The 12,286-nt window shown below is 46.7% G+C and carries 13 protein-coding genes; 9 read left to right on the top strand and 4 right to left on the bottom strand.

Annotation, left to right across the window (positions count from 1 at the left end; all coding sequences use genetic code 11):
• The coding region (locus NTX76_04505; GenBank protein MCX7338524.1) for a nucleoside deaminase at positions 1-476 on the top strand (476 nt) is incomplete at its 5' end.
• A 64-nt stretch (positions 477-540) separates the two neighbouring features.
• Positions 541-1,029 (top strand): hypothetical protein, encoded by a 489-nt coding sequence (locus NTX76_04500; GenBank protein ID MCX7338523.1) that lies wholly within the window; start codon positions 541-543, stop codon positions 1,027-1,029.
• A 442-nt stretch (positions 1,030-1,471) separates the two neighbouring features.
• Here NTX76_04500 and rpoH read toward each other — a convergent pair whose 3' ends face one another.
• The gene (rpoH, locus tag NTX76_04495) at positions 1,472-2,383 is read right to left on the bottom strand and encodes an RNA polymerase sigma factor RpoH (GenBank protein MCX7338522.1); all 912 of its coding nucleotides are present in this window, start codon (positions 2,381-2,383) and stop codon (positions 1,472-1,474) included.
• Between the two features lie 102 nt (positions 2,384-2,485).
• Here rpoH and NTX76_04490 point away from each other — a divergent pair, with 102 nt between their 5' ends.
• A complete protein-coding gene (locus NTX76_04490) occupies positions 2,486-3,082 on the top strand; it encodes a YqgE/AlgH family protein (protein ID MCX7338521.1) in 597 nt (198 codons plus the stop codon).
• 6 nt (positions 3,083-3,088) lie between these two features.
• Here the strand turns inward: NTX76_04490 and NTX76_04485 are convergent, their stop codons facing one another.
• Positions 3,089-3,466 carry a hypothetical protein gene (locus tag NTX76_04485; protein ID MCX7338520.1) on the bottom strand — a complete coding sequence of 126 codons (378 nt, stop codon included), beginning with the start codon at positions 3,464-3,466 and terminating at the stop codon, positions 3,089-3,091.
• Positions 3,445-3,681, bottom strand: coding sequence for a hypothetical protein (locus NTX76_04480; protein MCX7338519.1), 237 nt, complete (start codon positions 3,679-3,681; stop codon positions 3,445-3,447). The genes NTX76_04485 and NTX76_04480 overlap by 22 nt, the downstream gene beginning before the upstream one ends.
• A gap of 60 nt (positions 3,682-3,741) precedes the next feature.
• Here NTX76_04480 and NTX76_04475 point away from each other — a divergent pair, with 60 nt between their 5' ends.
• From NTX76_04475 to hemW, 6 genes are all read left to right on the top strand, one after another.
• Positions 3,742-4,560, top strand: a complete 819-nt coding sequence (locus NTX76_04475) for a hypothetical protein (protein ID MCX7338518.1) — start codon at positions 3,742-3,744, stop codon at positions 4,558-4,560.
• Between the two features lie 367 nt (positions 4,561-4,927).
• Complete coding sequence (gene glmS / locus NTX76_04470; protein MCX7338517.1) at positions 4,928-6,787, top strand: glutamine--fructose-6-phosphate transaminase (isomerizing); 1,860 nt, start codon at positions 4,928-4,930, stop codon at positions 6,785-6,787.
• A gap of 59 nt (positions 6,788-6,846) precedes the next feature.
• Positions 6,847-8,082: a 3-deoxy-7-phosphoheptulonate synthase gene (locus tag NTX76_04465; GenBank protein MCX7338516.1), complete on the top strand. Its 1,236-nt coding sequence runs from the start codon at positions 6,847-6,849 to the stop codon at positions 8,080-8,082.
• A gap of 257 nt (positions 8,083-8,339) precedes the next feature.
• On the top strand, positions 8,340-8,816 hold the full coding sequence (greA, locus tag NTX76_04460) for a transcription elongation factor GreA (protein ID MCX7338515.1): 477 nt from the start codon (positions 8,340-8,342) through the stop codon (positions 8,814-8,816).
• 41 nt (positions 8,817-8,857) lie between these two features.
• On the top strand, positions 8,858-9,676 hold the full coding sequence (locus NTX76_04455) for a VacJ family lipoprotein (protein MCX7338514.1): 819 nt from the start codon (positions 8,858-8,860) through the stop codon (positions 9,674-9,676).
• Positions 9,673-10,821, top strand: a complete 1,149-nt coding sequence (hemW, locus tag NTX76_04450; protein MCX7338513.1) for a radical SAM family heme chaperone HemW — start codon at positions 9,673-9,675, stop codon at positions 10,819-10,821. The genes NTX76_04455 and hemW overlap by 4 nt, the downstream gene beginning before the upstream one ends.
• Before the next feature lie 142 nt (positions 10,822-10,963).
• On the opposite strand, the gene NTX76_04445 is transcribed toward hemW, so the two are convergent.
• A complete protein-coding gene (locus NTX76_04445; GenBank protein MCX7338512.1) occupies positions 10,964-12,199 on the bottom strand; it encodes a D-alanyl-D-alanine carboxypeptidase in 1,236 nt (411 codons plus the stop codon).
• Positions 12,200-12,286 lie beyond the last annotated feature (87 nt).

Here is a 12,286-nt window from a genome sequence, read left to right as displayed (position 1 = left end):
CCAATGGATTTCGAAATCTGGATTTGAAAATAAGGACCGAGCGCCCGGAGTGTACAGAGACGTACATGAGGACGCGAGGTTCCGAAATTTTCGAAGATCAGAGTTTGAAAGACGAAGGGTATAGTAATGATCAAATCGTATCAGCAACCCACAACCTTGTAAAACACCGCAACGATCCAACGGCCCACGCCGAAATCTTGGCCATTCAACGCGCCACAAAAATTCTTAACACCCCCTACCTTGAAAATTGCGACATTTATGTGACCCTGGAACCCTGTCCCATGTGTGCCTCTGCTATTGCTTGGTCTCGCTTACGACGCCTGTATTTTGGCGCCTATGATCCAAAAGGGGGCGGCGTTATCCATGGCCCCCGCGTCCTGGAATACACCTTCCAAAAACCAGAAATCATTGGGGGGATCCTGGAAAAAGAATGCGGCTTACTGCTGTCCGATTTCTTCAAAAACAGGCGCTCCTAAACCATTGTGCGCCATTCCCTCTTGTATTATCATAGTCATATTGATTTTTTTAATTGGATTCATCATGAACAAAAAACATACAAACATTGCAGCCTTGGCAGCCCTCTCATTTCTGGCAACGGCATGCGCCCCAAACCTAGGCGGCAGCGACTATAACACAGCAGACGTCGGAAGCATCAGCACAACACTACGCGGAACCGTTTTGGCGGCAAAACCAGTTAATCTTCATGGGTCCGATCCCAGTAAACTAGGAGCGGGAGCCGCTATCGGCGGTGTATCCGGAGCCCTTTTGGGGTCAACACTTGGTGGTGGCAGAGGAAGCCTCGTCACAGGAGTCTTGGGTGGATTGGCTGCCGGCGCTGGCGGTCATTTCTTGGAACAAAAAATAACAAGCCAAGAAGGAACAGAATATCAAGTCCAGCTTGACAGAGGCGACGTTATAACAATCGCTCAGGGTGCTGAACCAAAAATGTCCGTTGGCCAGCGCGTCCTTGTAATCGAAAGCCGCAAAGCAGGAAGCCGTAGCCGCATCGTTCCCGACAATACGTACTAGGCTCTGTCCCTAAACCCCGCATCACACAAGGCCACACCCCATCATCCCGCGACTTGATCGCGGGATCTATAATGGAATATACCCATTTCAAATGATTCCCCGCACTTGTCATCCTCGGGCTTGACCCGAGGATGACAATGGGGTGTTCCCCTGGAAAATGATCTGGAAGGGGTATAGCCCCTTCGCCCTCATCACAACGACTTACAGTGGCGAACGAACAAAGAGAGTGTGACCATCCAGGAAGAGAGTACTGAGAGGACTATTGGTCATGTGGAAATATAGTGTTTTTCTACGTGATCAATAGAGAGATAGATTTCTGGATGGCCACACTCTCTTCGTTCGTTCGCCATGACGTCATGGCGAGGAGGGCAAGGCCCGACGTGGCCATCCAGAAAGCCATCCTGTTGTCTATTGACTTTGCAGGAAAATACTATACCCTATCTCAGGCAAAATGAGGCTGCGTGCCTGCTAGCCGTTTGATGAATTTTTGAATCTTTTCGAATGCTTTGTTTTCGATTTGCCGCACACGTTCCCGGGAGATTCCCAATTTTGTACTCAGCTCCTCCAGGGTTCGGGGTGGCTCTGCTAGCCGGCGCTTAACAAAAATCGCGTGCTCTCGCTTATCCAAACAGGTCATCGCCTGATCAAAAAGCCTTTTGCGTTCGGTCATTTCATCTTGTTGTGCCAACTGAATTTCTTGGTTATCGCTTTCGTCAGCAATCCATTCGATCCATTCACTGGTGCTATCCTCGGAATTTCCCCGGGGCGAATTCAGCGAATGATCTTTTGCCCCCAGACGTTGATGCATCTGAAGGACCTCTTCGGGGGTGACCAATAATTTTTCGGCAATTTTTTTAATCTTTTCAGGGGTCAACCCATCTTGATGTCCCTCCAGATTCCCATCCAATTCCAATTCTTGATCAATTTGGTGCTGGGCTTTACGCAATCCAAAAAATAATTTCTTTTGCGCCCGCGTGGTTCCAATTTTAACCAACGACCAACTTTGCAGAATATATTCCTGCATGCTGGCACGTATCCACCACATCGCATAGGTTGAAAATCGAAACCCTTTGTCCGGGTCATAATGCTTCATAGCCTGGAGGATGCCAACGTTCCCCTCGGCAATGAGGTCACTTAATGGCAATCCATACCCACGATACCCTTGTGCAATTTTTGCAACCAATCGCAAATGACTGTTAATCAGTTTTTCAACGGATTTATAATCTTGCCGTTCACGCCAATCCTTGGCCAGGGTATACTCTTCCTCACTTGTCAACATGGGTAATTGACGAATCTTTCGTATATAGTCCCGGTTTTCGTCATTATAGGGGATATTCTGGGCCAAATTACTCATACTTTTAATAAAATTATAGGTACTCTTAAACGGATGGTAACACTTTTGAACTAATATGGTATATAAGACATTAGAATCAAAGGGGCTGTTTTGAAAACCTTCATGAACTTAAAACACGGCAAATCACTGTCGATCACACAAGGGTATTTAACGGGCAAACTATTGATTGCAATGCCCTATTTGGAGGACAGTCAATTTTATCATGCCGTGATCTATATCTGTGGACACGATAAACATGGCGCCATTGGTTTGATGATCAACAGGGCTTTGCCAAGCTTCACCTTTACAGATCTTTTAAAACAACTGGGCATCACAGTCAGATCTATTACAGACGATTGCGCTATTTATTATGGTGGCCCGGTGGAGGTTAGCCGGGGTTTCGTCCTACATACGGATGATTACACCATAGATTCCACAGTTTCCATTGATGGCGATGATCGGTTTGGAATTACATCGACATTGGAAATCTTGCGGGCCTTGGCGCATGGATCGGGACCAAAGAAATCGCTGATATGCTTGGGATACACAGGATGGGGCCCCGGGCAATTGGAACAGGAGGTTCAAGAAAATTCCTGGCTGGTTGCTGAACCAACAGAAACATTGCTGTTTGGAACCAATGCCGACGAGATGTGGCGATCGTCTTTGGCATCCATCAAGGTTGACCCGCTTGTGCTGTCGATTCAGTATGGGCATGCCTAGGTATGGTTAAGGGCTTTCCAGGTCCAGGATAAAGGCGGCTAAATCATGATCCGACAGATCCTGCAATGATTTTGCGGGGGCAAATTTGCCTTTTGGCTTTGGGTCCAGTTCCTTTGCCTGAAATTCCTTGATTTTCAAGGCCACAGATAGATTGCGATCCTCCAGCGCCAATGCGAACAAATGATCAAGATCGGCGTGGATAGTATTGATGTTTGGCAGTGGAATAGTTGATTTTGTTGGGTTTTTCTTGCTCATAAGGATTCCTTTGTAACAAAGACTATTGACCAAAGGATAAAGCATGGTATTAATGAAATTCAACAAATCATCTGTCCCGGCACTTATACTATTTTCCAAAACACCGATCAGTGTTTCCTGGATGGCCACGCTCGCTCTGCTCGCTCGCCATGACGCCCTGTACGAGGAGGGCGAAGCCCGATGGGACCATCCAGAGCCTGAACGATTAATTGATTGTTTATGGAAATTGCATAATCCAAACCAAACGGAAATGTGTCATTTAGATCACACAAAAGGATTAATGAAGCCGCCAAAGTGGATAGAGCGTTTATCAATTCATTCCCGACTGTTACAACTATAACCATAGTTACAAAGCTATGACAAAAGAGTTTAGTCTTACAAACAAATTTATTTAGGAGTTACCAATGAAGAAAATTTCAACAATTCTATTATCAGCAACGATGCTGACATCTGCAGCTTTCGCTGGATCAGCACCATCCGCAACAGGTTTTTATGTTGGCGCCAGCGCAGCAGCAGCAAACACGAACGTGAAGTACACATTGCAAACATCAGGCGCAATGCCCGTGGGTGCGCCTGGCTCATCGCAAGCACTATCCACATCTGATCGTACAATCCAGAATAACGCTGGTAAATTAGCAGGGTTGTTTGGTGCGTTCGCTGGATACGGCATGAGCGTTGGACAAGGATTCTATCTTGGTGGTGAAGCGTTTGGTGGTTTTGACACAACGAAGCTTCCAACGTATAATGACGTAGTTGGCACAACAGGATATGGTCAAGCTAATGTAAAAAGAAGCAACTATTATGGCCTGGCTGCCAGAATCGGTTACATGATTACACCAAGCACATTGGCTTATGTTCGTTTGGGCGTTGAAGCTGGAAAATGGACAGCTCAATTTAACCCAAATGCAGCCGCAGCCACCGGAGCTATTGGTGGCCCTGGTGGTAATGCTCAGTCAGTTACCCAAGCTCAAGCTACTGCGTCATCTCAAGTTGTAAAGAAATCAAAAAACTCGATTTCTTTTGCTCCTGGCCTGGGACTTGAAGTGTTCGTATCAAAGAACGTATTTATGCGCGCAGAATATAGCTATCTATTTGGTCCGAAAATGGATCTGACCCATGATAATAATGGATTTTCTACCTACACAATGCCAGGCACATCTGTAAAGCACAGCTTCAAAATCACACAACAAGCGATGAAAATTGCTGTTGGATACAAGTTCTAAATTTTAGAATTTATATCACGTGCTTTAACCCTGCGCAGGTTTTCCTGCGTGGGGTTTTTTGTGTTTACACCCCTATCATTACCAATGGCATTCGGTTAATGAAATAGCATGAGCCCTCTCCCAAATAACACCTCCCGTCATCCCGCGACTTGATCGCGGGACCCATGTATTCTGTGGATCCCGTGGTCAAGCCACGGGATGACGGGGGGGTAGCGCGTTGTTTGATTTGAATTTCATACTAACCGAATGTCATTACTATCATCACTACCCCAACCCTGTCATAATTTGTCATTAAAATTTCCTTCCTGCTTTTAGCCTCAGCGCGCTACACTACCTGTCATATCCCTTTTCAAGGCAAAAAAGTTTTATGTGCGGCATTATCGGTATCGTCAGCTCAGAACCCGTTTCATCCCGGCTCCTTATCGGGCTCAAACAATTAGAATATCGGGGATATGATTCAGCTGGCATTGCAACGATTCACCAAAACACCATGGATCGCAGGCGCTCCACCGGAAAGCTCCAAAACCTGATAAACCTTGTCGAAACCCACCCCATCCCTGGGACAATCGGCATTGGCCATACACGCTGGGCAACACATGGACGCGCCGTCACAGAAAACGCCCATCCCCATTCAAATGAAAAAGTCGCTGTCGTCCATAATGGGATTATTGAAAATTTTGCCACACTCAAAAACGATCTTCAAAAGCAAGGATATGATTTTCACAGCGAAACAGACACAGAGGTGATCGTCCACCTGATCGACACGTATCTAAAAAAAGGCTGTGCCCCCCTGGATGCCGTCCACGAAACCCTGGCCCATCTTCGCGGCGCCTTTGCATTAGCCATTATTTTCAGCGACGACCCCGATACCCTGATTGCAACACGACGCGGAAGCCCACTGGCGCTTGGCATCAAACAAAGCGAAACCAACACCGAAATATTTGTTGGATCCGACGCACTGGCCTTTTCATCCTGGACACAGACCGTGTGTTATTTAGAGGACGGTGACATCGCCCACATCACGCGCGGCCCAAACGGCGCCACCCACATAATTTACGATAAAAACAAAACCATCGTAACGCGCCCCTTACAACAAAGCGCATTCACCGGGGAATCCGCCAGCAAAAACGGATATGACCATTTTATGCTTAAAGAAATCCACGAACAGCCCATCATTTTAAAAAACACCCTGATATCCCTTTTGCATCAAAACGAACAACCTCCAATCGATTGGAAAACCCTTAGAAAAATCCGAATCATCGCCTGCGGAACATCCTTTTATGCGGGAATGGTTGCGAAATACTGGCTCGAGCAATGGGGTGGCATCGAAACAGATGTTGAAATTGCATCGGAATTTCGCTATCGATCCCCCGTTTTATCAGCAGGAGAACTGGTTATTTGTTTGTCCCAATCGGGTGAAACCAGCGATACTTTAGCGGCACTTTCCCTGGTCCAAACTCATGCCTTAGCAAAATCCATCCAAACACTTGCGATTGTTAATGTCCCAGAAAGTTCCCTGGCACGTAAGGCTGACTTTGTCCTGCAAACACTGGCAGGCCCAGAAATCGGCGTTGCCGCCACCAAAACACTCAGTGCACAATTGATGGTCTTGGCTTGTCTTTGTGTGACCATAGGACGGGCACGCCAAACAATATCGGATGATACCTATACAGTGCTTGTCGATGCCCTAGAAACCGTTCCTGGGCTTGTCAGCCACATCCTTGATGCCAGCGCAGATTATCGTCTGCTGGCCAACGATCTGACAGCGGCAACAACGGTATTGTATTTGGGGCGCGGATTAAACTTTCCCGTAGCCTTGGAAGGGGCCCTCAAGCTCAAAGAAATCACCTATATCCATGCCGAAGGATACGCCGCAGGGGAATTAAAGCACGGCCCCATTGCTTTAATTGACAAAACTGTCCCCGTTATCGTAATCGCCCCACATGATGATTGGTTTGAAAAAACCAGCTCAAACATCCAAGAAGTTTTGGCGCGAGATGGCCAAGTTATTTGTTTTACCGATTCCAAGGGGGCGGACCACCTCAGAAATCAAACAAAGGGTAAAAATAATCTTAAAATCATGATTTTACCGAATTTACCAACATCATTTATAGGCCCCCTACTTTACATTATACCCGTTCAGCTGTTAGCCTATTACACAGCGTCATTAAAAGGAACAGATGCCGATCAACCCCGTAATTTGGCAAAATCCGTTACGGTTGAGTAAGCTTTGTTTGTTTGGCGAATTGCTTTGGATTCTAAAATAAATTTTTAAGTTGTTAATAATTGTCGAATCATTTTTATGCATCTCAAACGACCCCCGTGCCGGACGAGTGGTGTCCAAAAGCTTGGCAATCTCATCCCCTAAGCCAGGGACCATTATACCTAGATAACCAACAGCTTGAAAAATATGTTTTGTACCTAGAAAAACAACGCCCCCTTGTATCAATCGCTGAAATCCAGGCCTTTCAGCATCAGCTTGAAACACTCCACGCAGAAAAAGGATTTTTGCTCCAGGCAGGGGATTGCGCCGAAACGTTTGCGCATAGCTATTTTTCATATACTGTACGCAAGGTCGACCTTTTGGCCACTATGCATGACGTGATTTCCCCCAATATTCCAGGGCAGGTGATCGTCACGGGGCGAATGGCGGGGCAATTTGCCAAACCCCGATCCTGTATGATCGAAAATATTCAAGGAATGATTGTCCCCAATTTTCAAGGCGAGATTATCAATGGTCAAAACTTTGAAGACAGAAAACCAGATCCAGAACGAATGCTTAAAGCCTATTCCGTTTCCAACGCGGTTCTGGAGGATTTGCGATCGTTAAACAATCAACCACATCCCCAGTCTTCCCTGCAATTTGCAAACAATCTTTTCATTGCTCACGAAGCCTATTTACTACCCTATGAACAAGGGCTTGTCCGGCCAGATCCCAAAACAGGAGATTGGTACGCAACATCTGCGCATTGTTTGTGGATTGGCGAGCGAACGCGCCAGATCCAAGGTGCCCATATCGCCTTTGCCAGAGGGATTGCCAACCCAATCGGCGTCAAAATTGGCCCCTCCATTCATCAACACGAGGTCGATTCACTTATTAAAATTCTGAATCCCTCACAAAACCTTGGAAAACTTATCATTATTTGTCGTTTCGGTGCAGACGCCATTAACGGCATTTTGCCAAAACTACTGCGGCACTTTTTGGATGCCCCCGTATTGTGGATGTGCGATCCCATGCATGGCAACACCAGAAAACTTTCCAACGGTATTAAAACACGCAATTTTGATGCTGTCTGTTACGAACTTGCTCAATTTATGCGAATCGTTAAAGAAGCCGGACTCCATCCCAGTGGATTGCATTGCGAAATAACACCAGAATCCGTTACGGAATGCTACGATCCAGCCAATGGCATTGACGAGGAAATGGTACCCAGGAATTATACGTCCGCATGCGACCCCCGTCTTAATAAAAATCAGGCGATAGAATTGGCCCGCCTATGCGGGGAAGAATTAGCCAAATAAAGGTCAATTTTTGTTTTTTGTTGCTTTTTCGGTCGTATTTTTTGTAGAATTATTTTCTATAGGCTATTTATATACTCATTCAACCTGAAGGTGCTGACTAGATTGCTTCGTTGGCTTCGCCATCCTCGCAAAGACGTCATTGCGAGCGAACGAAGAGAGCGCGGCAAACCAGTTTCTTCATTTCCAATGGGTGATAGCAGATATTCATCAGACACACTAAGGCCGTCGGTGCCTTGGTTAAAACGGACAAGGGAATTATGGAAAAAAAGTTACCAATGACAGTAAGAGGCTTCGAGAGACTCCAAGAAGAAATGCGTCATTTAAAAAGCGTGGAGCGTCCCTCTGTCATTAAGGCTATCTCTGATGCGCGTGAACATGGTGATTTGTCAGAAAATGCTGAATATCATGCAGCCAGAGAACGCCAAAGCTTCCTCGAGGGGCGTTTGGGCGAACTAGAAGACAAAGTAAGTCGGGCCGAGGTTATCGATGTCAGCAAGATATCTGGCGAGGACATTAAGTTCGGGGCCACAGTCGTTTTGAAAGACGAAGACACGAATGACGTTGTTCACTACCAAATTGTTGGTAGCGACGAAGCCGATGTACGTACTGGCTTTCTATCCATTACCTCTCCGTTGGCGCGTGCTTTGATTGCAAAAAAAGCCGGCGATAGCGTTGAAGTCACCACACCAAATGGCAGCAAGGTGTATTCGATTAAGACAGTTGAATACGTTTAGCTGTTTATACCTCCACCATTACAAATAAAGTCTGGCCCAGCGTGACAAAAATTATTCGAATTCTTATTATGGCTAGTTTGCTTGTCTGCACAAGCGATGGCACCGCTATCTGTGAAAACCTGGCAGAAACAGCACCGATGGGTGTTGATAACCTGATATCATCGCCCGATCTGCCCCGGACAACGTCCCTGGAAAATGAGTATGAATCTGAATCCGAGCCTGACCCGTTAGAACCCCTCAATCGGGTTTTATACAGCATCAACCATGTTGTAGATGGCCTGATCCTCAAACCTGTGGCCATTCTGTATCGTGACACAATTCCAGACGCGGTAAAGGATGCCACACAGAATTTTATTGGTAATGTTTTTGCACCGTTGACTTTTATTAATCATACCTTCCAGGGGGAAGGCGAGCGGGCCATGAATACGATTTTCAGGTTCGTGATTAATTCCACCATTGGCTTGCTCGGCGTGATGGATGTAGCAAAGGAAATGGGCGTGCCCAGCCACCCAACAACACTCAATCATACATTTGCAACATGGGGAATGGGCACAGGGCCGTACCTTGTGATCCCCGTTGTTGGACCATCGTCCTTTCGGGCGGCCTATGGCATGGCGGGGGACATGATCCTGAATCCGGTTGGCTATGTGGCCAGAAACAAACATCAAAGACACAACAGATATGGCCAACAGGGATACATTCTTTGGGCATTATATGGGTTGGATGCCATCGATAAGCGATCCAAATTAATCGATGCCCTTAATGACATAGAAGCAAGCTCTCTTGATCCCTATGCCACCGTCCGAAGCTATTATTTCCAAACGCAAACCGCATTGGAAAAAGAAATAAAGACCCGGTGATATCCCTTTACATCCACTGGCCATTCTGTCTTTCTAAGTGCCCCTATTGTGATTTCAACAGCCATGTTCGCCGATCAATTGACGAGGATGCGTGGAAAAATGCGCTTCTGGGTGAATTAAAAAGACTGTCCACAATCCTGGGGAAACGCACCTTAAAAAGTATTTTTTTCGGCGGGGGGACCCCATCCCTCATGAGCCCTCAAACCGTTGCAGCCCTCATTGACGAAGCAACGACGTTGTGGCAGCCAGAGGCACACCTCGAGATTTCACTAGAAGCAAACCCCAATTCCGTGGAAGTTGAAAAATTTCTGGCCTTAAAAAAAGCCGGGGTCAATCGTCTGTCCTTAGGGGTTCAGGCACTCAATGATACAGACCTAAAGGCCCTTGGGCGCCAACACAGCGCCAATGAGGCGATCAAGGCAATCGAAATTGCCCGCTCCACATTTGATCGCGTTTCGTTTGATTTGATTTATGCACGAACTTCCCAGACAATTTCCGCATGGAAAACCGAACTTACCCAAGCCCTGAAATTTGGGACGGACCATTTGTCGTTGTACCAATTAACAATTGAGCCTGGCACCGCGTTCGCGACCCTTTTCGCCCGCGGAGAGCTCCCCCTGCCCCACGATGATTTATCAGCTGATTTGTTTGAGCTGACCCAATCGATGATGATCGATCATGGAATGCCAGCCTATGAAATTTCGAATCACGCAAAACCAGGATCAGAATGTCGTCATAATTTGGTTTATTGGCGGTATCAGGATTACGCTGGCGTTGGCCCGGGCGCACATGGTCGCCTTACCATCGATGGCAAAAAATATGCAACAAGGCAAAAAAAATCCCCCGAAGCATGGTTGCAATCAATCAAGGATCATGGAACGGGCGATGATGAAGTTGTTGAACTAACGGCGACGGAACAAATGCGTGAAATACTCATGATGGGCCTGCGTACTGATGAGCCAATCGATTGCCAGGCACTGCCAATTCCGTTAACGGATTTCGTGCAGCGACCCCCGTTAGAAAAATTAACAACAGCCGGATATCTGACATTTGATGGCCGTTTTTTATCATCCACCACGGATGGACGGCAACGCCTTAATGCTGTTTTGGAATGCCTATACCCGGATCTGATACCATTTTCATAAATGATCAGTGAGTTTCCTGGATGGCCACACTTCACTTCGTTCGCTCGCCATGACAACGTCGTCATTGCGATGAGGGCGAAGCCCGAAGAAGCAATCCAGAAATTGCTCAAACTCAAGAAGGTCTATTGAAAGCGGCTTATTCTTAAATCCGCGGATTTCCCCAAATTAAATAACATACCGAATCTTTCATCCGTTTGAAGAATCCCGCTTTTTCAATTGTAATTGCCGCAACCAAGGGGATCTCTATTGGCTTTGGCAAGGCAGGCGATGTGACAATGATATGCCCAACGACCGTTCCTTTTTGAATGGGCGCGGCGATTGGCGATTCATATTTCAGCTTGACGACCATGTCTTTTCTGCCCACACGCGCCAACGCAATCACAGCATCCTTTTCAACCGTGACAGGCAAGAAATTTTCCCGTCCATACCAAACAGGAATCTGTTCGATGAGTTGTTGGGCTTTAAACAGAGTATAGTTTGCAAATGTCCGCCGTCCCCAGGTGACCAGCTTCATCGCTTCGTCAGCCCGCGCCTGCATAGAAGGCAGGCCATTAATAATAAGGATCAAGCGCTGCCCATCCTGAATGCAGGACGCAACCATGCCGTATCCACCCGCATTGGAATGGCCCGTCTTAATCCCATCACAACCAATGTTTTTATAGAGCAGTGGGTTACGATTGCCCTGCTTGATGCCACCATAGGTATATTCTTTTTCGCTATAAAGGTGATAAAATTCAGGAAAATCATCCACCACGCGCATTGATATCGTTAGCAAATCCCTGGCTGTTGTTAAATGATCCGAATGGGGAAGGCCACTTGCATTCAAAAAGCGTGTTTGGTTTGCCCCCATTTCCTGGGCTTTCCGCGTCATTTCTGCGGCGAACGTATTTTCTGTTCCGGACAACCCTTCGGCCAACACAACAGCAGCATCGTTTCCGGATGAAATAATTAATCCCTTAAGAAGTTCGTCAATTTTTACCTGGTCATTGATATTCAGCATCATGGACGATCCCTCCACCTTCCACCCATTTTTGCCCACCGTCAAAACGGTGTCGGGCTTTACGATGCCGGATTTTATTTTATCCATAACCAAATAGGCTGTCATGATTTTTGTCATGGATGATGGGTGCATGGATTCGTCAGCATTTTTTTGCAACAATACTGCCCCGGTTTGATAATCCGCCAATATGGCCTGCTTGGCAGTGACCTCGATATCGACGGGGATTGCGCTTGCTGGAAGCTCTGGTTTTGTTGCCTCTGGCACTACTTGCTTTTGGTGAGCCGCCACCACAGGGGGTTGTTTTTTTGGTTTGGCCGCTTGGGATGAAACACCAAAAAGACAGCTGATTAAAAGACTGAGGAGGAGTTTTTTGAACATACAGATTGAACACCTAGGGAAATGACTTCGGGTAAGGATACAATAATCCCCACGCGACTTCAATGTCCGCTTGATGTTCTGGGCTAA

The sequence above is a fragment of the Alphaproteobacteria bacterium genome, from assembly GCA_026400645.1.
Taxonomy (GTDB): Bacteria; Pseudomonadota; Alphaproteobacteria; order Paracaedibacterales; family CAIULA01; genus JAPLOP01.
The sequence above is the reverse complement of the archived record's forward strand: the minus strand, read 5'-3'. Positions and strand labels throughout refer to the sequence as shown.